We start from the raw sequence: 23,469 nt of genomic DNA, 5'->3' as shown, positions 1-23,469 counted from the left end.
GGTGGCTTTTTGGGTTGTGTACGCACCTGATTATCTTATTTCGAGCGTGGGTTGAAGGGGATGCGTTTTATGATGGTTGAGTGTGTTAGAGTCCCAATTCTTTCTTAACGACTGGAAGAGCCGGTTGACCACTAAAAGTAGTAACACCTTGAAGCCATTGGGTTAATATTTTAGGGTGCGCTTTTATCCAGTTTTCTGCAGCCACGCGAGATTTTTGATTCTTCTGCTTTGCATCGGCAATGATTTGGTTTTCCATGTTTAAGCTAAATTTGAGATTGCTGAGCAATTTCCCCACATTAGGGCAACTTTTTGAGTAGCCCTTGCGAGTGACTGTATGAATCGTTGCGCTGCCATAATTAGGGCCAAAATATTTATCGCCACCGCTTAAGTATTTCAAGTGGAACCTAATGTTCATTGGGTGCGGTTCCCACGCTAAGAAAACGATAAACTTATCTCTTTTGATGGTTCGAGCCACTTGAGATAGCATGGCTTGCTCACCAGATTCCACGAGTTGCCATTTTCCTAAATCGAAATCATTGGTATTGATCATTTTTTGCAGTTTTTGGTTGGCTGGTGAGCCAGCGCCAATACCATAAATTCTTCGATGGAACTTATCAGCAAATTTATGTAAATCGGAGAAGTCTTTTACCCCAGCTTTATAGACATAGTCAGGTACGGCTAATGTGAACTTTACACCCTCTAAATTGGTTTTCACTACATCAATGCTGCCTTTGTATTTCTTCATAAAAGCTGATTGAGCAGGCATCCAATTTCCCATAAATACATCAATTTTACCGTTTCTAATACTTTCATAGGTAACTGGTACACTGAGTAGAAAAACATTCGTTTTGTAACCCATTGCTTGCAATAACGTGGTCGTAATACCGTTCGTTGCACCAATGTCTGACCAGCCTGGGTCACTTAATGTGACGTCCTGACATTGCTTTGGCTCTTGAGCGAAGGCCATACTAGAGCCGATAAGCAGTGCTGAGCTAGCTGCGGCGACCAGTAATCGTTTGGTAATTGGTGATGTTATCATTGGGCTGCTCCTGTGTGTTGATATTTGCTTTCGTTATTTATAGTTATTAGAGGGTTATGATACTTTTGGAAATCTCGAACGTTGTTCTAAGACATCCAAGTCAATGTGGTTGCGCATATACATTTCACTGCTATCAAAAATAGGTTGATGATCCCAGGGTGTTTTTTTGCCAGTATTCATCGATTTGACAATAAGTCGACGACGTCGTTGACTGACTAAAACCTCTTGGGTCAACTTATCTGAATCCCAACGACCGATGGCTTCCTGTCTAAAGGTATTGAGCTGGTCACTGAAGCCAGGGTTTGTTGCGAGATTAGTAAGTTCTTGAGGGTCATTTTCTAAGTCAAATAGCTGTTCTGGGTCGGCTTGACAGTAGATGTATTTGTATTGTCCACGGCGGATCATAAAGAGTGGTGCAATGGTGCCTTCGCCAAAGTATTCGCCAATCACCTCATCATGCCCACCTTCAAGTCCTTTTAAGTGAGGCATCAAGCTTTGACCTTGAATGGGCATGGCATAGGTGTGGTCTTGGCGGTTAGTGGCAATATCTAGAAAGGTAGGTAACAGGTCCATGGTCGAGACGGACTCTTTGACCCGCTTAGCGCTGAAATGCTTTGGTGCGTGAACAATCATGGGGACTCGAGCTGAGCCTTCAAAGAAAGACATTTTATACCAAAGATTGCGTTCGCCCAGCATGTCACCATGATCTCCAGAAAAGACAATGATGGTGTTGTCATCTAAGCCAGTGTCTTGGAGTGTTTTGAGCAATAGGCCAATTTTATCATCTACATAACTAATGGCGCCGTAATATGCCCGTCGGGCATTGCGTATTTGCTGTTCGCTAATGTCTTGATCATGATAGGCATAAACTGCTTGTAGGCGGGCCGAATGCGGATCCTGATCGGCTTTGCTAATGGCGACTTTCGGTAGGTCTATCTCTTCATCTTTGTATCTATCCCAGTATTCTTGCGCAATGGCATAAGGATCATGTGGGTGTGTCATAGAGACGGTAAGACAAAAAGGCCTATCTTGGTTGCTTCTAACGTAGTCAAAAAGATAACGTTGGGCATGAAACGCCACTTCATCATCAAAATCTAACTGATTGCTTCTTACGCAAGGTCCTGCTTGTGTGACAGAGGACATATTGTGGTACCAGGTAGGTCGAGTCTTTAAGTCATCCCAGTTTGGAAACCAGCCATAGTCGGCAGGGTAGATATCAGTTGTCAGTCTTTCTTCAAAGCCATGGAGTTGATCGGGTCCGCAGAAATGCATTTTACCAGATAGAGCTGTTTGGTAATTTTGCGCCCGCAGATAGTGTGCAAAGGTGGGAATGTCGGCAGGAAAGTCGGCGGCGTTATCGTATGCCCCTATCTTGCTTGGTAATTGCCCCGTCATTAACGTGTAACGAGAAGGCGCGCATAAAGGGCTATTACAATAGGCGGAATCAAAGACGACTCCTTCATTGGCGAGCTTGTCTAAGTGGGGGGTTTTGACAATGGGGTGGCCATATACCGACAGTGCTGAGGCGGCCATTTGATCTGCCATAATAAAAAGAATATTCGGTTGCTTTATTGTCATAACTACCTCTAATGGAGTGAGTGCTAAATTAAGCGTTAATAGTCTCGTGTTGGATAAGCTCTTATTAGGTTGCGCTATGAAAAATGCCCTGTAAACTGACTAAAATATTATGCATGGGATAAGTACTACTTATGTTAATGGGTTCAGAGTTGCCGCCACTGCAATGGCTTGTCGTTTTTGAGGCAGCGGCGAGGTTGCTGAGTTTTACCGCTGCTGCCCACGAGTTGGGCACCACCCAGCCGGCGGTAAGTCAGCAGATACGGGCTTTAGAGAAATCTCTTGGGGTGGCTTTGTTTGAGCGCATCTATCGTGGTGTGGTGTTAACAGATGCTGGTCATATTTTGCTAAAAACGACACAGTCAAGTTTGCGAGATTTGCGAGAAGTCCTGCAAAAAATCAAGCAAAAATCCGCGCCGCGTCGAATTACTGTGGTCACTGATTTTGCTTTTGCTGCTTTTTATCTGATGCCACGGTTGCCAGAATTTCGAGGCTTACATAAAGAGATTGATATTCGCATACAAACATCCCAGTCAGGGACGGATTTGCCATCAATGGATTCGGACGTGGCAATTTTATTTGGTGAAGGGGGTTATCAAGGGTACCGGTCGGAAAAGTTGTTGTCCGAAAAAGTCTATCCAGTGTGTAGTCCAAAATTGTTTGAGGAGTTTTCTGGTTTTACGGTTCTTACCGATATGGTAAAGGCGCCTTTGCTGAAATTGAATGCAGATATAAGTCAAAAATGGATGGATTGGGAGCAACTTTTTCATTTGCATGGTGCCCAATGGCAACCATCCGATTCTGTGATGGAGTTTGATAATTATACACTTTTGGTGCAAGCTGCTATTTCAGGACAGGGGATTGGTCTTGGTTGGTCACCTCTGTTGGATGATTATATAAAAAGTGGCGTATTGGTCGCTTTGCCCCATTTTACCGTAGAGTCTAATAACGGATACCACATTGTGCAGTCTAATCATCATGTGCCATCAGATTCTACTAAGGCCTTTCTAGATTGGCTCAAAGCCTAAAGCGACAGTCGCGATGATTCTTAAGGTGCTAGTTTTGTTGAGGCTATGGAACGTCGTAAGACGTCCCATAGGAAATGGCAGGCATAGTGAGAATTAGTCTAAAATTTGAGCAGTGTGGTCTTTTGTCTTCACTTTCTCAATGATTTTGCTAATGACACCTTTTTCATTAACAACAAACGTGGTACGAACCGTCCCCATAAATTCACGTCCCATGAATTTTTTAAGCTGCCATGTGCCATAGAGATCATGTACTACTCGCTCAGTATCGGCAATTAAAGAGAAAGGGAGTTCGTTTTTAGCGATAAAGTTTTGATGGCGCGTTTCACTGTCTGTGCTGACACCCAGAACCACATAGCCTTTTTCCAGCAGTTCTTCGTAATTATCGCGCAAGTTACAAGCCTGAGCAGTACAACCAGGCGTGGAGTCCTTTGGGTAAAAATATAAAATCACCTTTTTGCCTTTAAATTGGCTTAGGGTGATGTTTTCGCCGTGTTGGTCTCTTGCTAAGAAGTCAGGGGCAATATCGCCAACTTTTAGTGACATACTTTCATCTCCGGTTCCGTTATGGTTAAGGTAAAAAATCTCTTAATATTATTAGCTTATCAACAGTCGAGAGAAAAATCCCCCTCAAAAATCGCTTCCTTGTAATTTACTCGTGCTTTACGTCCCTGAATGATTGTTAAACCTTAGTCTGAACGGTACTATATGCACGCTTATAATTAATTGGAGGCTCAAAATGATCACAGGCAGTTTAGTCGCTCTCATTACCCCTATGACATCAGATGGAGCGGTTGACGCAAAAAAGTTAGATGATCTGATTGAGTTTCATATTAAAGAAGGAACTCACGGCATTGTTGCTGTTGGCACGACAGGTGAGTCTTCCACATTGACTCATGAAGAGCATGCCAATGTTATCCGCCAAGTGATTGCAACCGTGAATGGCCGGATTCCGGTGATTGCCGGAACGGGTGCGAACTCCACACACGAAGCCATTGATTTAACACGCCAAGCCAAAGAAGCTGGTGCAGACGCATGTCTATTAGTGACGCCATATTACAATAAACCGACTCAAGAAGGTCTTTTTCAGCATTTCAAGGCCATTGCCGAAGCCGTTGATATTCCGCAGATTCTGTATAATGTACCGGGTCGTACCGCTTGCGATATGCAAAATGAGACGGTAGTACGTTTATCTCGTCTTCCCAATATCGTTGGCATTAAGGATGCAACAGGTAATTTGGAAAGAGGTAAAGCCCTCATTGAAGCTGTGCCGAGCGATTTTTTTGTCTATTCAGGTGATGATCCTACTGCAGTAGGTTTGATGCTATTGGGTGGCAAAGGGAATATTTCTGTGACGGCGAATGTTGCTCCTAAAGCGGTTGCTAAAGCGGCAGAGTTGGCGATAGCAGGAGACGCTCAAGGCGCTCATGAAATTGATCAAACCATTTCACCTTTGCATATGAATCTGTTTGTCGAATCCAATCCAATTCCTGTTAAATGGGCCTGTGCTCAAATGGGATTGTGTGGTACAGGCATTCGTTTGCCTTTGACAGAACTGTCGGCAGCCCATCATGAAGCAGTGAAACAAGCGATGGTTCAAGCAGGAATCCTTTAATGAAAAATACTTCTTTTAAACTGGCCAGTGCTGGTGTACTAGCATTGGCAATGTCTGGCTGTAGCTCCATATTGACCAATCATACGAACGATTATCAATATGCCGTTTCCAACACCACTAAATTGCAAGAGCCACCGGGTTCGCTTCAAGTGCGCGATGACTTGGTGATTCCTAATGCAAGCGAAATCCCTGATATTAAAAAAACAGGGAAATTTGTTACGCCTAGAGCCCCTTTTATCTTCTACCCAATGACTAAAATCCCCGTTTCTAGCGAGCCTGACCGGATGGTCTTTGATGTGCCTGCTGGGTTGGATAAAACCAAAGAGATGATCAAGGGCTTTTTAGGGGCTTTGCATGGTCAGGGGGATGCCATAGCAACGGATAAAGACAATAAAATAATCAGTGTTCCCTTTGAATTTGAGAAAGAAGGTTTTTGGGCATCAGTTGCTAGTACCTTTACCCGCAATTTTCCTGAAAAAACGGTCTTCGCCTTTACCTTTAAACCGTCTGGTAATGACACGATTGTATCAATGCAGTTTAAGCAGCAAGAGCAAGGTAAGGATGTCACATCTTGGCTAAGCCCAGAGAAAGATCCTAAACGCTATACTGACGCTGTGCGTTTGTGGGGGAATTTGGGCCGCCAAATCAGTGAAGCGTCCGCCTATCTTTCTCAGCGCGGTGAAAACTCGCCATTTCCAATTTGGGTGGATCACAGAGGGATTTTCGCCGTTCACCTTAAAACAACGACAGATGTGGCGGCTCAAATAAAAGCGGCAGGGTTACATTTTGTTGATGGTCAACCAAATATGTTAGCGATTGATAAGCAAGACACTCAGTCTAGTATGCAACTGGATGAACAGACGTTTCCGTATAAAATACAAACCCAGCGGGATGGTAAGTTTTTAGTGATCGATGCGTCTAAAGTGACGGATCCCGAATTGGCGTCGTTCCAATTGGTGCAACGCTTTATAGCGAAATAAGATTAACCCTCACAGCAAAAACCGGAGATTCTCCAATGGAAAAACGACAAGAGCTATATGCAGGTAAAGCCAAATCTGTCTTTGAAACAGATGACCCTGACAAGATGGTTCTGCTGTTTCGTGATGATACGTCAGCATTTGATGGTAAAAGAATTGAACAGCTTGACCGTAAGGGCATGGTGAACAATAAGTTCAATGCTTTCATCATGACAAAGTTGCAAGAAGCTGGCATTCCAACGCATTTTGAAAAATTGTTAAGTGACACAGAAAGCCTTGTTAAGCGCCTTGATATGATGCCAATAGAGTGCGTTGTCCGTAACGTAGCGGCAGGCAGTTTGTGTCGTCGTCTTGGGGTGGAAGAAGGGCTTGTCCTAACGAAACCAACCTTCGAGCTTTTCTTGAAAAATGATGCGCTTGGCGACCCCATGATCAACGAGTCTCATGTTGAGGCTTTTGGTTGGGCAAAGGCCAGTGATTTGGCAAAAGCAAAAGAGCTTACCTTTAAAGTAAATGATGTCTTAAAAGCATTGTTTGCTGATGGTGGCATGATGCTGGTTGACTATAAGTTAGAGTTTGGTCTGTTTAAGGGAGAAGTTGTTTTAGGCGATGAGTTCTCTCCAGACGGCTGCCGTTTATGGGATGCCAAAACTAAAGAAAAATTAGACAAAGATCGTTTCCGTCAAGGGTTAGGTGGTGTCATTGAGGCATACGAAGACGTAGGTCGTCGTATTGGTATTGATTTTGACGCCTAACGCTTGGTGACGTCGTAAATGATGAGGGAGGCTTTTATGCCTCCTTCATTTTTCGTATATAAGGACTCACTTTGATTAACTTTCTTCCCGTTCTTATTGGCTTACGCTATGCGAGAGCAAAGCGTTCCAATCATTTTATTTCCTTTATTAGCTTTTCTTCTGTTGCAGGGCTTGCTCTGGGGGTGACGGTATTAATTACAGTACTGTCCGTTATGAATGGCTTTGATCGTGAACTTCAGCAACGCATATTAGGAATGGTTCCTCAAGCCACCTTGTGGGGAAATCCCACTTTGCCACATTGGCAAGAGGATATGAAAAAAATTGAAGCGATGCCTGGTGTTAAAGCGGTTGCTCCCCATACAGAAGCGCAAGTGATGTTCCAAGCTGGCTCAAGTGTTCATGGGGCGTTGCTTAATGGTATTGATCCAAAAATGGAGCAAAAAGTCTCTATCATTGGTAAGCACATGATACAAGGCTCGTTAGAGGCGCTTAATACAACACCTTACGGCATTGTCTTAGGATCTCAGCTGGCACAAATGTTACAAGTGGGAGTAGGTGACAAGGTTACCGCTATTCTGCCTAGGGCCAATGTATCGATTGCGGGCATTTCTCCAGAATTAAAACGTTTTACCGTGGTGGGGATTTTTCAAATTGGCGCTCAGTTGGATGCCTCTTTAGCGTACATAAATTACAAAGATGCTGCTCGTTTGAAGCGTTACCAACCTAATCAAGTCGAAGGGCTGCGTATTAGTTTTGATAATTTGTTTATGGCGCCAACTAAAATTTGGCAGATTGCTCGCGCTATTCCAGGAGAAAATCGCGTCAGTGATTGGACCAGCACGCAGGGGAATTTATTCCATGCGATTAAAATGGAAAAAACCATGATCGGGCTATTGTTGCTACTCATCGTTGCGGTAGCGGCGTTCAATATTGTATCTACCTTGGTTATGGTGGTGACCGATAAGCGCAATGACATTGCTATTTTGCGAACTATGGGACTGACATCTCGGCAAGTCATGTGTGTTTTTATCGTTCAGGGTATGTTTATTGGTTTAGTCGGCACCTTAATTGGTCTAGCCTGCGGCATTACATTGGCGCTGAATGTTAGTACCTTAGTGAATTGGTTGCAGGAACTATTGCATGTGCAATTTTTAAGTCCAGAAGTGTATTTCATAGATTACTTACCTTCACAGCTTGAATGGTCTGACGTCAAAGTGATTGTTTCCAGTGCATTTATTATGACAGTGGCAGCGACTATTTATCCCGCATGGCGAGCATCAAAAGTTGAACCAGCCGAGGCGTTACGCTATGAATAAAGACATTGTTTTAGAGTGCCAGAGCTTATCTAAACACTATAAAGACGGTAAGCAGGTCGTTAACGTATTTGAATCCATCGATTTTGCTTTGCACAAAGGGGAGGCCTGCGCCATCGTGGGGGCGTCGGGTTCAGGTAAGACAACCTTGTTAAACCTGCTGGCTGGCTTAGATCTCGCCACCAGTGGTGAAGTGAAGTTGGCGAATGTGTCTTGGGCGAGCCTTAAAGATTCAAAGCGTGCCATGATGAGAAATAAAGACATGGGCTTTGTTTATCAATTTCATCATTTACTGCCTGAGTTCACCGCGCTTGAGAATATTATGATGCCAATGTGGATTGCTGACGTTGCAAAATCGGTCGCTATTGAGCAAGGTAATCAATTGCTTGCCCAGGTCGGCTTAGCAGAACGTGGCAATCATAAACCCGCGCAGCTTTCTGGCGGCGAACGTCAGCGGGTTGCTATTGCTCGTGCTTTAGCGAACAAGCCAGCCTGTGTGTTGATGGATGAACCAACGGGGAACTTGGACGAAACCACCTCTCAGGAAATTCAAAAGCTGATTAATGAATTGAAAATTAGTCATAATATGGCTTTCCTGGTGGTGACTCACGATGAGAAAATGCTTGGCTGGATGGACAGTGCCTTTCGTTTATCAAAAGGTCAGCTTAAGCCGATTCTTGGGGAAATTAAATCCATTCGTGATGAGTGACGTTGTCATGCTAGAAACTCTGTATTGAAGATGTTAATACGAGTCGTGTATCGAAGGCATTAATAAGCAAAAAGCCGCTTTTAGAATCTCTAAGCGGCTTTTTTATAATTTAGCTTTTTGCAGTGTTCAGCTATTGGGTTACGCTTTGTTGGTTCAAGATTATGAACGACTTGCCTTGCGATTCTTCCAACGTTTGATAACGTGTAAACGCCACACGAACAAAATAGCAAAGTAGGCAGCGATGCCGCAGACTAGGCCAGCGGTGGCTGAACCAACGTACAGCGGTAACCAAATGTGTTCAAGCTTGGCCCAAATCCACTCGACGGAGAGATGGAAGTTTTTTTGGCTATCTGAGCCAAGTATCCATGTTCCTAATTTGTAATTAAAATAAAAGACAAAGGGCATCGTCAGTGGGTTAGTTATCCAAACAAGGGCGATAGACAAAGGAATATTCGCTTTGATTGGAATGGCTACAAGGGCAGACGCAAGCATTTGAAAGGGCATTGGGATAAAAGCCCAAAACAACCCATTTAAAAAGGCTTTTGCAACAGATCGGCGACTAAGATGCCAGAGGTCAGGCTCATAAATCTGACTTCCTAATAAGCCTAGGGCTTTGTTTTGTCTTAGTTTTTCGGGATTTGGGATAAATTTTTTTATATAGCGCTTTGGCATAAGCTGTCAATGTCAAGTTAGCAACGTAAGACATGGAGGTCTGATGTTACTAAGTATTGTGTCAATTTTGATTGGCGCCATTGTGGTGCCGCGTGAATATTCGTGGCTGTATTCTACTCATATCATTATCTTGTGTCTCTATTTAATCCGCTATCATCGCTTTTTATCCCTTATTTTAGTGTTAATTTCCTTTACTTCCATCGTGATCAATGGGTTTTATTCAGCGAATTCGAGCTGGCGCCCCAATACTGGGCTGCTCGTTTATGTCAATCTTAAAGAGAAAGTCCTTTATACCGACCCATTACCGACACAGCCTATTTTTGGTAAAGCAAAGGCTACTCTTGTTCTCACCATGCCAGATGGAGAACGCCAACGTATTACGAATGTGTCAATAAAAGCCATACCATCTTTTCGTGGAGAGACGCCATTTAGTGAACAGGGGGAGGGCAAAAAGGCGGTCCCGATGTTGGTTGGAAAAGTCTCCAGCTTCATGCTGCCGAATAAACAAGGTGGATGGGTAGAGCGGCAACTTTATATTGATCACCAGATTGTTCGCCTCTCGTTGCAAGATGTTCATTGGCTTAGTTATAAAGCAAATCAGGCTAGTCATCACAATAGCAGTATGGTTATTGAGAAAAATTTATTGAGGCAGCAGATTAATGCTTACTTTGATAAGCGTTTTGCTGACTTTGCGAGCTGGCGCTTCACGAAAGCCCTGTTATTAGGAAACAGTGATGACTGGAGTGAACGAGACAAATGGCTTGTTAGAGTGTTGGGGTTGGCTCATTTGTTTGTTGTATCAGGTTTGCATACGGGGTTTGTCTATGGCTTTGGGCGCTTACTAAGTCGTGGGACATGGCGATTGATGCCTGAGTCACTCTTGCTGTCCGGTAAAATGACCACTTGGCGGTTGGATGCTTTACTGATTATTCCCTTGTTGTTTGCCTATGCGTATTTGACCAATTGGGGGGCGCCAGTGGTGCGAGCAGGGATTATGCTAAGCCTGTATTTGTTAACCAGAGCATCTGTTGTGCGTTTGTCCCCGTATAAGACAGTCGGCTTTGCATTGTGGTTGATCTTGCTCATTGATCCAAGAAGTGTGCTTGAGCCAGGGCTATGGTTATCGTTTAGTTTGGTGTGTTTGTTAATTGGTTTTGTGCAAGGTGAGAGAAAATGGTCGCGTCTGCTGGTAATGCAAATCATGTTTTCTACTGCATCCTCGGTGTTAATTCTCGGTTGGCAATCTGATGTCTCAGCCGCCACAATTGTCATCAATATTATCATGATTCCATTCGCTGCATTTGTTTGGTTTCCAGGGGCGATCATCGCCTGTTTAGCGTGTTGTTTGTTTAACAGTCTCTATTGTTATGCTTTGCTCGACTCATTATTAGAGCCTGTTATTCATGGTCTTGAGGTCGTGGCGTTTCATTGGCCGCTGCTATCATTTGAGTTGGTTTTCTCCGATCTATTGAAAGTTTTTCTGTTGGGTATACTGGCTTTTTGGGTATGGCAAACGCCACTAAAACGCGGATGGTTTGGTGTGGTGGCTATTTGGGGCGTACTCTTATTGCCGCGTGGTTTCTTTGCTGGAACGCCATTGTTAACGGTATGGCATGTAGGAAGCTATCTGGTAGCTAAGCGCGGAGGGGAACTACTAATGTCCGATCATTGGCATGACAAGGTGTCCAGTCAGTTTATTGATCCCTGGATTAGCGATTCCAAATCTACTCCGAGGATATTATTACCCAATGCGTATAAGAAAACCCTGTCAGCAAACAGTCTAATAAAAAACCACATTGACTGGGTGTTGCTTAAGAAGGTCCCTTCCAAGACGATGTTGGCGCGCTTATCTGCATTACAAGTGAAATGGATTGTTGTGCCAATTGATGAGAGGTTGCAATTTCGTAAAGTGAATCATCATATTTATGTCTGGCATCAGGCTTGTTCTTTTGCCTTTTTTCTCTTTAAATCTGACACTTGCAAGCGTGTTGAAACGTTAGAGTTTGTGTTAAATTAACAAGAAATTTAGAAGGGAGTGCACAGTGTTAACCTTTATTCAAACTGGTGGCTTTTTTATGTGGCCTTTATTGGCTTGTTCTATTTTGGCGCTTGCGATCATTCTTGAGCGTTTTTGGGCGTTGCGTCAGTCACAAGTCACCCCCAAAAACTTACTATTAGAGGTGATGACACGTCTTCGCGAAGACAAAATGAACGTCGAGTTTATTCGTTCTCTGCAGGCTCAGAAAGGGTTGGGCGCGATTTTTGCCGCAGGTTTGCTCAATTCAAAGCATGGGCGTGTCGCCATGAAAGAAAGTATGCAAGAGGCTGCCAGTCATGTCATTCATGAACTTGAACGATTTATGAATCTGTTGGGAACCATTGTCGCCGTCGCGCCGCTTCTCGGTTTGCTTGGTACCGTAGTTGGTATGATTAAAGTTTTCTCTGTTTTGATGGAGCAAGGGGCGGGTAACATGGCTTTGCTTGCAGGTGGTATTTCCGAGGCATTGTTAACCACAGCGGGGGGACTTGGTGTGGCGATCCCCGCGCTTATTTTCCATCGATATTTCAGTCGCCAAATTGATGTATTGGTTGTTTCAATGGAGCAGAAGTCGACAAAGCTTGTCGATGCTCTTCATGGTGAAAGAGAACCAAAATCAGGAGCTAAACAGTGAAATTTCGTCGTCAAAAATTAGATGACGTGCAAATCAATTTAACGCCTTTGATTGATGTGGTCTTTCTGTTATTGCTGTTTTTTGTCATCAGTACCACCTTTAATCATAGTTCCGAGCTAACCATTGATTTGCCCTCTTCTGAAGCAGGTGCTCCTGCGAATGACACCAGTAAAGATGTTGATATTGTGGTGACCGCAGATGGTCAATATGTGATTAATGGTCAAACACTGATTAATGAGAAAATCAATACGTTAGTGCAAGGCATCAAAGAGGTCGCTCATGGTGATTACTCCCGACCTTTAATAATCACAGCGGACGCTAAAGCCCCTTATGAGATGGTGCTGAAAATTTATGACGCGGCCTCTCAGCTGGGTATTACAAAAATTGCTCATACAACACAAAAAGAGCCAGCTAAGTGAGCCTAGAATCGTTACTGACCCGTTCTTGGTATGGTGGGGCCAAATGGACGCAGCTTTTTTTACCTTTGATACCTCTTGTAAGACGTATTGTGGAGAAAAAACGGGCGGTCTTCTTGGCGAATCCTGCTCTGTCGTATACGGCTCCCGTTCCGGTTATTGTTGTGGGAAATATCAGTACGGGTGGAACGGGTAAGTCTCCCATGGTGGTGGCTTTGTGTGAATGGTTAAGGAGTGAGGGCTTTAAGCCCGGTATTGTGTCTCGTGGTCACGGTGCCAAATTGTCGGCGCCAACAATTGTGACAGAGTCAAGCCTTGCACAAGATGTCGGCGATGAGCCTGCTATGTTGGCAGGCCGTACTCAGTGCCCAATGGTGGTTTATCCTAAGCGTGCTGAAGCGGTAAAATGCTTGCTTGAGCGGTTTGACGTGGATGTAGTCATCAGTGACGATGGTATGCAGCATTATGCGCTGAATCGGGATATCGAAATGGCGATGATTGATGCACAACGTGGTGTCGGGAATGGTTATTTATTGCCAGTGGGTCCGTTAAGGGAGCCTGTCGAACGTTTGGCGAGTGTGGACTTCATTGTTAGTATAACCGAGCAATTGACCGCTAAATTAAATAGCTTGCCTTTTCAGGTGATCCCCGCCGCGCTGCAAAGTGACTGCTTATTATCCTTGGATGGCTCTCGCTCACTCTCTTTTGAAGAAGCATTCATTAAAGGGGATAAACCTTGGCATGTGATGGCGGGGATTGGTAATCCAGAGCGGTTTTTATCAACTTTAAAATCTTTGGGTTTGGATAAAGTAGGCAGTGCACGCTGGTTTACTGATCATTATGGCTATAAAGCAGATGATATACCAAAGCTGGGTCCTGTTATAATGACAGAAAAAGATGCGGTAAAATGTAAAGCATTGTCTCTAGCTAATGATGAAGTATGGTTTTTGCCTGTTAGGTTGGAACTACCTGCTGAGTTGAAGACGCAATTGCTTCAAAAATTAAACAACATTCAAAATGAGAAACGCCATGAATAAAGTACTATTGGATATCTTGGTCTGTCCTGTGACCAAAACACCGCTGACATTGAGCAAAGACGGCTCAGAATTGATTAGTAAAGTGGGGGGGATGGCTTATCCGATTCGTGACGATATCCCTGTACTGCTTGAATCTGAGGCGCGGACATTGACGACTGATGAACGTTTGGAATCCAGTTCTTCAAAATGAAACGCATCAGAATATTAACGGTTTGTTTGGGAAATATATGTCGCTCACCCGCTGCGCAAGGCATTTTAGAGTCTTGTGCAGCTGAGTATGGTGTTGACCTTGAGGTTGATTCGGCTGGGACGGGGGCATACCATGTTGGTGAGCGACCTGACTCGCGCTCCATTAACGCATTAGCCGATATCGGGATCAATATTGCCAAACAAAAGGCCAGAAGGGTGGTGTTAGAGGATTTCGATTATTTTGATTGGATTCTCGCGATGGACAAGGACAACCTTAAGCACTTACGTCAACTGCAACCTGAAAGTAGTCGAGCCAAGCTGGTTATGTTTGGTGAATTTTCTGACGGCGTCTCTTTTGGAGAGGTTGGCGATCCCTATTATGGTAAAGAGGATGGTTTTGTGAAAATGCGAGAGCGTTTGCAACTCATGTCTCAATCTTTTATTGAGCACCTTGCTGCTCGCTCCTAACTTCAATTAACAAGGCTGTAATGTCATGACTGACGATTCCCTTGAAACCTTTTTGCAACCACAGTTTATTCAGGAAAATGTCTCCTTAGCGTCCTACAATACCTTCCGTTTTGAGCATAAAGCACAATATTTTGCCGAGATTGATAGTCTTGACCGCTTGACTAAGGCATTACGCTGGGCAAAGCGTGCTGAAATTCCCGTGACCGTGATTGGGGGTGGTAGTAACTTACTCATTAGTGATGAGGTGCTTGGGCTTGTCTTGATTAACCGTCTAATGGGGAAAACGGCTGAAACATCAGGTGACAGTGTTTTTTTGCAAGTAGCATCGGGGGAAAACTGGCATCAGCTAGTGGCTTATGCGGTTGAGCATCAGTGGTATGGCATTGAAAATTTAGCGCTTATTCCTGGTACCGTGGGGGCTGCGCCTGTACAAAATATTGGTGCCTATGGGGTTGAAGTTAAGGATGTATTAACACGTGTCCAAGTCTTAGATGTTATGTCAGAGACGCTTGAGTGGCTGTCAGCAGAGTCTTGCGGTTTTGCTTATCGAGAGAGTCATTTTAAAGGGCGTTGGCAAGGGCGGTACATCATTACCGCTGTTGAGATGCAATTGCACTGTTTGCCTTCCTATTCTCTTAACTATGGTGGCCTTAAGCAGCAAATCCAAGGTGAGGTGACGCTTGCAAAAGTGTTTGATGCCGTTTGTGAGGTGCGCCAAAGTAAATTGCCGGATCCCGCCAAGCTTGCTAACGCTGGCAGCTTTTTCAAAAACCCTATTGTTGGTGCTGAGCAACATGAAGAGTTAAAAAGGCGCTTTCCAAATTTGGTGTCTTTTCCTTTTGGCGAGGCGTTTAAATTAGCGGCGGGGTGGTTGATTGACCAAGCTGGTTGGAAAGGGGCTATTCACAAGGGGGTGGGTGTCTACGATAAGCAGGCTTTAGTGCTAGTGAATTACTCAGAGCATAAAGCAGATGCATTGTTAGAGCTTGAATCTAAAATCAAGCAATCAGTATTGGATAAGTATGGTGTGTTCTTGGAGCGGGAACCTGTTAAATTACCTGCAGTAGATGCCATGGCAAGTGTCGTTGAAGGTGGTATTCAGTGAAAATTGGCGTATTGGATTCTGGCGCAGGTGGTCTGACCATTCTCAATGTTATTCGAAAAAAAGTGCCTGCTTTGGATTTACTCTATTTTGCAGACTCTGCCTTTGCGCCGTATGGAGAAAAAAGCCCAGAACAGATTCAATCTCGTTTGATTAAGATCGGAGAGTTCCTTGAGAAACAAGGTGTCAATGCCATCGTCGTTGCCTGCAATACGGCCACCGTTGTCGCTATTGATGTTCTCCGTGCTCATACTCATTTGCCCGTTATTGGTGTCGAGCCTGCTGTCAAACCTGCTTTTCGAGTCAGCAAAAAGCGTCATGTTGCGGTATTAGCAACGCCATTAACAGCACAGAGTCATCGTTTAAAAGAATTAATCGAATTGTGGCGGTCAGATAGTCAAGTACAAATTATGTCGAGCCCCACGCTGGCCTTTGAAATTGATCAGTGGCCCGCTTCCGAAGTCGTGGTTGATAAGTTGGTCAAAGAGCTTTGTCAGCATATGTTGGAGGCAGAAGTAGATACACTGGTTTTAGCTTGTACCCATTATCCTTTGGTAAAGCAAATCTTTATTCAGTATCTTGGTGAAAACTGCGAAATCATTGAACCAAGTGAAGGGGTGACGGCTCAATTATATCGTCGCCTTCAAGAAGCCTATCCATATGAGGTGCAAGGTTTAGCCGGGTCGGAACATAGAGGTAGTATTGAATTGGTCAGCACAAAAGATATCGTCAAAGCGCAATCTTTACGGTGCTGGGTGGAAGATCAAACGGCACCGATAGATGTTCGAAGTGTATCGCTCTAACTTTGTATTGTGCCTATCTATGTATGGTATTTACCACGAGAAGGTTCAGTCATTCAACCAGTGTTGTAGCAAGTCAGTTACCAGTTGAATGACTAAATGGTTTACATTTTTCTTAAATTCCTAATTTTGATTTTACTTGGTTTAACGCGGCTTGGCCGTCACAGGTCTTGACTCCATCGTTGGAGCAAAAATTGGTATTCGTCGAAAAATAGCATAATAGGCGGCCATTGATTATTCGCTAAGAGACAATATTCCTCTATTTTGTTGTGAAAAAATAAAGAAAATAAAAACCGTATTGTAATGGCCCTAAGAATATTGCAATCGATGGTTAGAGGTCAAAAAAAAGCCCGCTTTAAGCGGGCTTTTTATGTTTTATAGTGAAAACTTATTCCGTTTCAGATGTCTCAGTAACGGTATTTTCTTCTGTTTGAGCAGCTTGTTCTTCAAGTCTAGGATCATTTTTCACCCGACCTGTAGACGATCTTCGACGAGATGACGAGCTACTCTGACGCTTTTCTGCCAGTTCTTGCTTCATTTTTTCCTGTTGAGCAAGAATGGCTTCTGGAAGCTCAATTGGCTCTTTAGGCGCTGTAGTAGGCTTTGCTGTAACCGTTTTGCCACGTCCTCGGCGAGGGGTACGAATGCGTCGAGCAGAACCATTAGTGGAATCTTCTTGCGCGCTTTGCTCTTCTGATTTAGTAGGCGCTTCTGTTGCCGTGTTGGATGCAGCTTCCTCTTTGGATTCTTCCACACTTTCTACTTTCTCTGTTGCTTCAGAGGCAGTGTTTGCGGCTTCAGGCTCAGACGGCTTACTTTCTTCTACTAACACTTCTTCTGTTTCGGCAGAGGTTGTCTGAGAGTCTGTCGTTACGGCATCACTTTCTTCTGCTTCAGACGATTCCGGTTTTGCTTCACTTGATTCTGCTTCTGCTGTTTCAATTGGTTGTTGTGTGACTGCGACTGGCTCATCAGCAACAACTGGTTCTTGAGAAGAAGCGGTCTCTTCGGTGATATCAGCGGATTCAGCTTTCTCAGCCGATTCCGTTGTTTCGGCTGGTTGTGCCTGCTCAGTACTTTCAGTGGATGACACTTCAGTTTGCTCTGCTTGAGATGGTGTGGCACGGACATCGCCTAATTGCGCTTTCGCAGACATTTTTGGCTTGGCAGGGCGTGGCTCAGGAGCGACGTCTGCTTTTTCTTCAGCCTCTGTTGTTACGGCACTGGTCTGTTTGACTTCTGTCTCAGCCTTCTCTTCGCTCACGGTATCCGTTTCCGTTTCCGTTTGCTCAGCAGCAGTTTGCGGAGCTTGTGCACCGGCAATCTCTTCAGTGGCTTCAACAGGTTGAGCTGCTTCAGATGCTGTTTCTACAGATGCCTTCTCTTCAGATGCCGTGTCGTCAGAAATATTGCTTTCAGGTACATTGTCTTCAGATGCTTTTTTATCGAAAGAGGCTGCTTCTTCTGTCCGAGCTGGCTCTTGAGTCTCAGGCGCTTTTTCCTGTTTGCTTTCTTCCTGAGTGGCTTGCTCTACTTCACTTCCTTCGTTTGTGTTGCTGTCCTCATTTCTGTTAGCAGGCTTACGAGAACGGCGAGAACGACGAGAGCGACGCTGAGGCGTACCATCTTCGTTACTTGCTTCATCATTGCGACGTGTTTCTTCTGCTTGAGCAGCAGCTTCGACTAAAGCAGCATCTTCTTGCTCTTTTAGTTTTTCGGCTTCAATGGCTTCCTCTTTGAGCTTGCCGCTGCGACGGATGTTTTCGTTTTTCTCGCGTTTACGCTCGACAACTTCTGGAACAAACTTCTCTTGACGTGGTGCCTTAGTAGAGACGTCTTTCCTGTCGGATTTCGCCTCTTGAGACTCTTGCTTGTTATTCGCGCGCGTATTGGTGTTGTTGCGATTACCTTTCGCGCTAGCTTCCGCTTGCTCACGACGAGATTGACGAGTCGAACGACTATTTTCTTTACTTGCCTCAGCTGCATTATCACGATCAGCATTTTGGTGCTTACTGCGTTTATTGCGATTATTACGGTTCGCATTTTTGCTGGCTGGGCGTTCATTGTTGCGATCGCGCTCAGTATTCCGTTCACCACTATTGCGCTCAGTTTTTGCTGCAGGCTTGCTGGTTTGCGCTTTGTTTGCAGGCGTTGATTTCGCAGCAGGAGTAGGCTCAGATTCACCAAATAGCGCGGTTATTATGCGCTTGAGTAAGCCTGGTTTTTGTGTCGTCACGCTCTTCGTACTTTGTTCTGCAGGAGAGGGGGATGCCACAGTATGAGCTGGCGCAGGGGATTTAGGTGCAATGCTGGTGACTGCTGCTTGTGGTCGAGCACTTTCTTTAACCTGACGAGGTTCGTAAGGTGGTTGTTCTGGTGTTTCAACCAAGGTGTAGCTGTTTTCATTTTGCGAGACAACTGAACTGTCATCACGAATACGTTCAACTTCGAAATGTGGTGTCTCCATGTGCGGGTTGGGCACTAAGATAATATGAACGTTATTACGCTTCTCGATTTTCGCAATGTTAGTGCGTTTTTCGTTCAGCAAGAAGGTTGCCACAGAGACCGGTAATACGGCACGGATCTGAGCCGTACGCTCTTTCGAGCACTCTTCTTCGATAAGGCGAAGTACCGACAGGGCCAGAGACTCAACATCACGGATGAAGCCTTGGCCATTACAGCGAGGGCAGACGATGCCACTGGTTTCGCCAAGAGAAGGGCGCAAACGTTGACGTGACATTTCTAATAAGCCAAAGCGTGAAATTCGACCGAGCTGGACACGGGCACGATCCGCTTCCAGTGCATTTTTCATGCGGTTTTCGACTTCTTTTTGGTTACGAACGGGTGTCATATCGATAAAGTCAATGACTACCAAGCCGCCAATGTCTCGAAGACGTAATTGACGGGCAATTTCGTCAGCGGCTTCTAAGTTCGTTTGTAGTGCCGTTTCTTCAATATCACCGCCTTTGGTGGCGCGGGCAGAGTTAATGTCGATAGACACAAGGGCTTCTGTTGGGTCTATAACGATAGAGCCACCCGAAGGTAAACGGACTTCACGTTGGAAAGCTGTTTCAATCTGAGTTTCGATCTGGAAACGGTTAAATAGTGGGGTAGAATCCGTGTACATTTTGATGCGCGATTTGAAATGCGGCATAACTTGCATGACAAAGTTGATGGCATCTTGGTAGGCGCTTTTCTCATCGATTAGTACTTCGCCGATGTCTTCACGAAGGTAATCGCGTATCGCACGAATGACAATGTTACTTTCTTGATAAATTAAGAACGGAGCAGGTTTTTCCGATGCGGCTTTGGTGATGGAACTCCATAGGGTATCTAGATAATCCAAATCCCATTGCAGCTCTTCTGTAGAGCGGCCAACGCCCGCAGTACGGACAATCAAACCACCGTTTTCTGGCGTATTAAGACCAGACATGGCTTCTTTGAGTTGTGAACGATCATCGCCATCGATACGGCGGGAAATACCGCCAGCGCGAGGGTTGTTTGGCATCAATACCAAATAACGGCCAGCCAAACTCACAAATGTGGTGAGTGCAGCACCTTTGTTACCACGTTCTTCTTTATCAACCTGTACGATAACTTCTTGGCCTTCGCTTAACACATCTTTGATGTTGATACGGCCGTCGTGGTTCGATTTTTTAGAAAAATAGGTTTTAGAAATTTCTTTTAACGGAAGGAAGCCATGGCGTTCCGCGCCGTAATCTACAAAAGCAGCTTCTAAGCTTGGTTCAATACGAGTGATACGGCCTTTATAAATATTGGCTTTTTTCTGTTCGCGTGAACCAGATTCGATATCAAGATCATAAAGACGCTGTCCATCGACAAGGGCGACTCGCAACTCTTCTTGTTGAGTTGCATTTATTAACATTCTAATCATTATATATGTGAACTCTGTTAGCTGATGCGAACAAATGTTCAGTGAAAGAGAGCCACAGTTAGATGCGCTGACCCAAGTCTTGAGGTGCTATTTCGTTGTATTTAGCAAAGGAGTGCGCGGTGCGTTTATTAAAATAAAACGTTTTTATGCGGTCGCCGCCAAATCAATAACAAAAAGTCTCTATACCAGTCTCGTTTTTTGCGTTTTTACCAAACGACGCGAACGCACGGCCATGCAACTAATGAAAAATTCTTCCACTGAGACAGAATTATCCGAATCATGCGGTTTATTATTTAAGCTTAACTGTTACAGAGGTAAGATAGGGGGCCGAAGTGTCGCTTCGGCTATATATTTCATTTTCAGCGTCTTATCTTCGAGGTGTTTTGTTGCCTCTTACCCTCTGCGAATGTGAATATAGCAGTAAAAACTAAGTGCTTCAATTATAAAGGAAACCAATCTTTGGTTATGTCGGATTCAGAACAAAATTCAGCCCCTCGTCCAGCGGTTCGTTATGTCACCATTGATGACAATAATTCCGGTCAACGAATCGATAACTTCTTGGTTACCTTACTAAAAGGTGTTCCAAAGGGAAAAATTTACAACCTACTTAGAAAGGGTGAAATCCGCGTTAACAAAAAACGTACAAAACCCGATTATCGATTGGTCCATGATGATATCGTTCGTATTGCGCCTATTGTGGTTGCCCCGGAGTCGGAGAAACCCACATTGCCAGATCGCTTAAAAAATGACATTGAGTCGCGCATTGTCTACGAAGATAAAGGGTTAATCGTCGTTAATAAGCCATCAGGTCTGGCGGTGCATGGTGGCAGTGGTCTCAGTTTTGGCTTAGTGGAAGTGATTCGTCAAATGCGACCACATGAGAAATTCATTGAGCTTGTTCATCGATTGGATCGAGATACCTCGGGTTTGATCATGATCGCAAAAAAACGCAGTGTATTGAAAGAATTGCATACGGCTCTGCGTGAAAAAGAAGGTGTACAGAAAACCTATTTAGCACTGGTTTATGGAAATTGGCCTAAGCGCAAGGAACAAGTGAATGCGCCGTTGTTGAAAAATGAGCTCAAATCTGGCGAACGAATCGTTAAAGTCCATACCGATGGCAAAGAAAGCTTAACGCGCTTTAAGTTGGTCAGACAGTTTGAAGGATATAGTTTAGTAGAGTGTGAGCCCGTTACAGGACGAACCCATCAAATTCGGGTGCATACGCTTCACGCAGGTTATCCCATTGTCGGTGATGACAAGTACTCGCCTTCAGAATGTCTAAAAGAAACTAAAGCGTTGGGCTTTAAGCGCTTGTGTCTACATGCAACACGCTTAGACATTATGTTAAATGGTGAGCGTATGCTGTTTGAGGCGCCTCTAGATAAAGAATGGCAAAGCTTAATGAATGAGAAGCTCGAAGCAAAGTTTGGGTGATGTTTAGCTTGAATTAATAGAAAGGATTGGTAAATACCAGTCCTTTTTTTATTTTTAAACATCATATTGACCGGATGGTCAGTAATTTTAGTTACATAAGTATCTAAAGTGTCAGAATTCATACAGTTGAATTTCTCCATGCTAGAATCGCGCCGACATCCCACCCTTGAGTGGGAGCTTATCGATTTTGGAAGGAGTTGAGATGAAAGTTGGTGGTATAAACATTGTACCCGGGATCATTTCAGTGGTGCTGACATTGCTGATTTGGTTTGTTATCCCTGTGCCAGAGGGTGTATCTGCGAATGCATGGCATTTGCTTGCTTTGTTTGTCGGAACCATTGCGGCGATTATCGGTAAGGTGATGCCAATCGGTGCGATTGCGATAGTGGCGATTGCTCTGGTTGCTTTGACTGGTGTGACCAATGCAAATCGATCAATTGCGATTAAAGATGCGCTAAGTGGTTTCTCTAACTCTTTGATTTGGTTGATTGGGATTGCTGTTATCATTTCGCGTGGTTTAACCAAAACAGGGTTGGGGCGTCGTATTGGCTACGCCTTCATTTCTGTTTTTGGTAAAAAAACCATTGGTGTCGGTTACGCCTTAGCCTTGTCTGATTTGGTTATTGCCCCAGTAACCCCTAGTAATACCGCCCGAGGTGGGGCCATTATTCACCCCATTATGAAATCCATTGCGGCAGGCTTTAACTCCTCTCCAGAGCAAGGGACCTCTCGTAAAATTGGTCACTATCTATCCTTGGTCAGTTACCACGCGAACACCATTACGTCGGGTATGTTTATCACGGCGACTGCACCCAATCCGCTGATTGTGAAATTGATTGCCGATGTAACCGGGGCGAAGATCAGTATTACATGGGGAACATGGGCATTAGCCGCTTTATTACCTGGTTTAGTGTGTATTCTTCTTTTACCAATGATTATTTATGCGCTGTACCCGCCAGAGTTAAAAGAAACCCCTGACGCCAGCCAGCAAGCAAAAGCGAAATTGGCAGAAATGGGGCCAATAGCTTACGGCGAAAAAGTCATGATTGGTGTATTTGCTATGTTGTTGCTGTTGTGGGCAAACATTCCAGGGATGATTTTCGGTGAAGCCTTTGCTGTTAATACCACAACAGTGGCTTTCATGGGGCTCTCTGTGTTGTTGGTTACCGGTGTCTTGACTTGGGAGGATGTACTCCAAGAGAAATCTGCTTGGGATACCATTGTCTGGTTTTCCGCTTTGGTCATGATGGCAACCTATCTAAACAAGCTAGGTTTAGTGCAATGGTTCTCTCATGTCATTGAGGGCAACATTGCAGGTTTTGGTCTAGGCTGGGAAGCGTCTGCTTTGATTCTTGTCTGCGTCTACCTGTATGCCCATTACTTTTTTGCCAGCTCAACGGCTCATGTTACCGCCATGTTTGCTGCTTTTTATTCAGCAGGTTTAGCGCTAGGGGCGCCACCATTATATCTTGGTCTTCTACTTGCGGGGGCTTCTTCTATTATGATGTCACTGACACACTACGCAACGGGAACCTCGCCAATTATTTTTGGTTCTGGTTACGTTAGCATGGGGGACTGGTGGAAAGCGGGCTTTTTGATGAGCGTGATCAACTTAGTGATTTGGGGCGTGGTGGGCGGCCTGTGGTGGAAGGTGCTTGGTTATTGGTAATAATGGATTGAGTGGCGCGAAGAGGTTGTCTAAATACTCTTGCGCCTGATAGAGAAAGAGTGGTTCTAGCTTTTTCCTGTATTGTTTTGTCTTAACTCTTGCTT

21 protein-coding genes are annotated in these 23,469 nt (G+C 44.5%); 16 read left to right on the top strand and 5 right to left on the bottom strand.

Annotation, left to right across the window (positions count from 1 at the left end; all coding sequences use genetic code 11):
- Positions 1 to 85 precede the first annotated feature (85 nt).
- Both choX and betC read right to left on the bottom strand, forming a co-directional pair.
- On the bottom strand, positions 86 to 1,039 hold the full coding sequence (choX, locus tag JHD45_RS07295) for a choline ABC transporter substrate-binding protein (RefSeq protein WP_199475857.1): 954 nt from the start codon (positions 1,037 to 1,039) through the stop codon (positions 86 to 88).
- 54 nt (positions 1,040 to 1,093) lie between these two features.
- Positions 1,094 to 2,617, bottom strand: a complete 1,524-nt coding sequence (gene betC / locus JHD45_RS07290) for a choline-sulfatase (protein ID WP_199475856.1) — start codon at positions 2,615 to 2,617, stop codon at positions 1,094 to 1,096.
- 131 nt (positions 2,618 to 2,748) lie between these two features.
- Between betC and JHD45_RS07285 the strand changes: the two genes are divergently transcribed.
- Positions 2,749 to 3,642 carry a choline sulfate utilization transcriptional regulator gene (locus JHD45_RS07285; RefSeq protein ID WP_199475855.1) on the top strand — a complete coding sequence of 298 codons (894 nt, stop codon included), beginning with the start codon at positions 2,749 to 2,751 and terminating at the stop codon, positions 3,640 to 3,642.
- A 93-nt stretch (positions 3,643 to 3,735) separates the two neighbouring features.
- Here the strand turns inward: JHD45_RS07285 and bcp are convergent, their stop codons facing one another.
- A complete protein-coding gene (bcp, locus tag JHD45_RS07280; protein WP_199475854.1) occupies positions 3,736 to 4,185 on the bottom strand; it encodes a thioredoxin-dependent thiol peroxidase in 450 nt (149 codons plus the stop codon).
- A 193-nt stretch (positions 4,186 to 4,378) separates the two neighbouring features.
- Between bcp and dapA the strand changes: the two genes are divergently transcribed.
- The 5 genes from dapA to JHD45_RS07255 all read left to right on the top strand — a co-directional run bounded on the left by dapA (position 4,379) and on the right by JHD45_RS07255 (position 9,008).
- Entirely contained in the window at positions 4,379 to 5,254 is an 876-nt protein-coding gene (gene dapA, locus JHD45_RS07275) for a 4-hydroxy-tetrahydrodipicolinate synthase (protein WP_199475853.1), read from the top strand.
- On the top strand, positions 5,254 to 6,234 hold the full coding sequence (locus JHD45_RS07270; protein WP_199475852.1) for a hypothetical protein: 981 nt from the start codon (positions 5,254 to 5,256) through the stop codon (positions 6,232 to 6,234). Before dapA ends, JHD45_RS07270 begins: the two co-directional genes overlap by 1 nt.
- A 35-nt stretch (positions 6,235 to 6,269) precedes the next feature.
- Positions 6,270 to 6,986: a phosphoribosylaminoimidazolesuccinocarboxamide synthase gene (purC, locus tag JHD45_RS07265; RefSeq protein WP_199475851.1), complete on the top strand. Its 717-nt coding sequence runs from the start codon at positions 6,270 to 6,272 to the stop codon at positions 6,984 to 6,986.
- A 71-nt stretch (positions 6,987 to 7,057) separates the two neighbouring features.
- Positions 7,058 to 8,302: a lipoprotein-releasing ABC transporter permease subunit gene (locus tag JHD45_RS07260; RefSeq protein ID WP_199475850.1), complete on the top strand. Its 1,245-nt coding sequence runs from the start codon at positions 7,058 to 7,060 to the stop codon at positions 8,300 to 8,302.
- Entirely contained in the window at positions 8,295 to 9,008 is a 714-nt protein-coding gene (locus JHD45_RS07255; RefSeq protein ID WP_199475849.1) for an ABC transporter ATP-binding protein, read from the top strand. Before JHD45_RS07260 ends, JHD45_RS07255 begins: the two co-directional genes overlap by 8 nt.
- Positions 9,009 to 9,167: 159 nt before the next feature.
- Here the strand turns inward: JHD45_RS07255 and JHD45_RS07250 are convergent, their stop codons facing one another.
- Positions 9,168 to 9,680: a DUF2062 domain-containing protein gene (locus tag JHD45_RS07250; protein WP_199475848.1), complete on the bottom strand. Its 513-nt coding sequence runs from the start codon at positions 9,678 to 9,680 to the stop codon at positions 9,168 to 9,170.
- Between the two features lie 43 nt (positions 9,681 to 9,723).
- On the opposite strand from JHD45_RS07250, the gene JHD45_RS07245 reads away from it, so the two are divergent.
- From JHD45_RS07245 to murI, 8 genes are read left to right on the top strand one after another with little or no spacing between them, the layout of a single operon-like run.
- Positions 9,724 to 11,697, top strand: coding sequence for a ComEC/Rec2 family competence protein (locus JHD45_RS07245; protein ID WP_199475847.1), 1,974 nt, complete (start codon positions 9,724 to 9,726; stop codon positions 11,695 to 11,697).
- Positions 11,698 to 11,722: 25 nt separating this feature from the next.
- Positions 11,723 to 12,352 carry a MotA/TolQ/ExbB proton channel family protein gene (locus JHD45_RS07240; RefSeq protein WP_199475846.1) on the top strand — a complete coding sequence of 210 codons (630 nt, stop codon included), beginning with the start codon at positions 11,723 to 11,725 and terminating at the stop codon, positions 12,350 to 12,352.
- The gene (locus JHD45_RS07235; RefSeq protein WP_199475845.1) at positions 12,349 to 12,771 is read left to right on the top strand and encodes an ExbD/TolR family protein; all 423 of its coding nucleotides are present in this window, start codon (positions 12,349 to 12,351) and stop codon (positions 12,769 to 12,771) included. The genes JHD45_RS07240 and JHD45_RS07235 overlap by 4 nt, the downstream gene beginning before the upstream one ends.
- Positions 12,768 to 13,805, top strand: coding sequence for a tetraacyldisaccharide 4'-kinase (gene lpxK / locus JHD45_RS07230; RefSeq protein WP_199475844.1), 1,038 nt, complete (start codon positions 12,768 to 12,770; stop codon positions 13,803 to 13,805). Before JHD45_RS07235 ends, lpxK begins: the two co-directional genes overlap by 4 nt.
- Positions 13,798 to 13,995 (top strand): Trm112 family protein, encoded by a 198-nt coding sequence (locus JHD45_RS07225; RefSeq protein ID WP_067017837.1) that lies wholly within the window; start codon positions 13,798 to 13,800, stop codon positions 13,993 to 13,995. Before lpxK ends, JHD45_RS07225 begins: the two co-directional genes overlap by 8 nt.
- Complete coding sequence (locus tag JHD45_RS07220; protein ID WP_199475843.1) at positions 13,992 to 14,462, top strand: low molecular weight protein-tyrosine-phosphatase; 471 nt, start codon at positions 13,992 to 13,994, stop codon at positions 14,460 to 14,462. Before JHD45_RS07225 ends, JHD45_RS07220 begins: the two co-directional genes overlap by 4 nt.
- 25 nt (positions 14,463 to 14,487) lie before the next feature.
- Positions 14,488 to 15,567: a UDP-N-acetylmuramate dehydrogenase gene (murB, locus tag JHD45_RS07215; RefSeq protein WP_199475842.1), complete on the top strand. Its 1,080-nt coding sequence runs from the start codon at positions 14,488 to 14,490 to the stop codon at positions 15,565 to 15,567.
- A complete protein-coding gene (murI, locus tag JHD45_RS07210) occupies positions 15,564 to 16,367 on the top strand; it encodes a glutamate racemase (RefSeq protein ID WP_199475841.1) in 804 nt (267 codons plus the stop codon). The genes murB and murI overlap by 4 nt, the downstream gene beginning before the upstream one ends.
- A gap of 385 nt (positions 16,368 to 16,752) precedes the next feature.
- On the opposite strand, the gene rne is transcribed toward murI, so the two are convergent.
- The gene (rne, locus tag JHD45_RS07205; protein WP_199475840.1) at positions 16,753 to 20,259 is read right to left on the bottom strand and encodes a ribonuclease E; all 3,507 of its coding nucleotides are present in this window, start codon (positions 20,257 to 20,259) and stop codon (positions 16,753 to 16,755) included.
- A 465-nt stretch (positions 20,260 to 20,724) separates the two neighbouring features.
- Between rne and rluC the strand changes: the two genes are divergently transcribed.
- Complete coding sequence (gene rluC, locus JHD45_RS07200; RefSeq protein WP_199475839.1) at positions 20,725 to 21,696, top strand: 23S rRNA pseudouridine(955/2504/2580) synthase RluC; 972 nt, start codon at positions 20,725 to 20,727, stop codon at positions 21,694 to 21,696.
- Between the two features lie 202 nt (positions 21,697 to 21,898).
- The gene (locus JHD45_RS07195; RefSeq protein WP_199475838.1) at positions 21,899 to 23,365 is read left to right on the top strand and encodes a DASS family sodium-coupled anion symporter; all 1,467 of its coding nucleotides are present in this window, start codon (positions 21,899 to 21,901) and stop codon (positions 23,363 to 23,365) included.
- The last annotated feature ends 104 nt before the right edge of the window (positions 23,366 to 23,469 follow it).

The organism is Marinomonas spartinae, assembly GCF_016461715.1.
Lineage (GTDB): Bacteria > Pseudomonadota > Gammaproteobacteria > Pseudomonadales > Marinomonadaceae > Marinomonas > Marinomonas spartinae_A.
This window is presented reverse-complemented; position numbering and strand designations above follow the sequence as displayed.

Excerpts from the sequence above, each read along its gene's own strand:
- JHD45_RS07270 (WP_199475852.1), top strand. The coding sequence starts at position 5,254 with ATGAAAAATACTTCTTTTAAACTGGCCAGTGCTGGTGTACTAGCATTG.
- betC (WP_199475856.1), bottom strand. The coding sequence starts at position 2,617 with ATGACAATAAAGCAACCGAATATTCTTTTTATTATGGCAGATCAAATG.
- choX (WP_199475857.1), bottom strand. The coding sequence starts at position 1,039 with ATGATAACATCACCAATTACCAAACGATTACTGGTCGCCGCAGCTAGC.
- JHD45_RS07285 (WP_199475855.1), top strand. The coding sequence starts at position 2,749 with ATGTTAATGGGTTCAGAGTTGCCGCCACTGCAATGGCTTGTCGTTTTT.
- JHD45_RS07245 (WP_199475847.1), top strand. The coding sequence starts at position 9,724 with ATGTTACTAAGTATTGTGTCAATTTTGATTGGCGCCATTGTGGTGCCG.
- dapA (WP_199475853.1), top strand. The coding sequence starts at position 4,379 with ATGATCACAGGCAGTTTAGTCGCTCTCATTACCCCTATGACATCAGAT.
- JHD45_RS07255 (WP_199475849.1), top strand. The coding sequence starts at position 8,295 with ATGAATAAAGACATTGTTTTAGAGTGCCAGAGCTTATCTAAACACTAT.
- murB (WP_199475842.1), top strand. The coding sequence starts at position 14,488 with ATGACTGACGATTCCCTTGAAACCTTTTTGCAACCACAGTTTATTCAG.
- JHD45_RS07220 (WP_199475843.1), top strand. The coding sequence starts at position 13,992 with ATGAAACGCATCAGAATATTAACGGTTTGTTTGGGAAATATATGTCGC.
- rne (WP_199475840.1), bottom strand. The coding sequence starts at position 20,259 with ATGATTAGAATGTTAATAAATGCAACTCAACAAGAAGAGTTGCGAGTC.
- bcp (WP_199475854.1), bottom strand. The coding sequence starts at position 4,185 with ATGTCACTAAAAGTTGGCGATATTGCCCCTGACTTCTTAGCAAGAGAC.
- purC (WP_199475851.1), top strand. The coding sequence starts at position 6,270 with ATGGAAAAACGACAAGAGCTATATGCAGGTAAAGCCAAATCTGTCTTT.
- JHD45_RS07250 (WP_199475848.1), bottom strand. The coding sequence starts at position 9,680 with ATGCCAAAGCGCTATATAAAAAAATTTATCCCAAATCCCGAAAAACTA.
- JHD45_RS07195 (WP_199475838.1), top strand. The coding sequence starts at position 21,899 with ATGAAAGTTGGTGGTATAAACATTGTACCCGGGATCATTTCAGTGGTG.
- JHD45_RS07225 (WP_067017837.1), top strand. The coding sequence starts at position 13,798 with ATGAATAAAGTACTATTGGATATCTTGGTCTGTCCTGTGACCAAAACA.
- rluC (WP_199475839.1), top strand. The coding sequence starts at position 20,725 with ATGTCGGATTCAGAACAAAATTCAGCCCCTCGTCCAGCGGTTCGTTAT.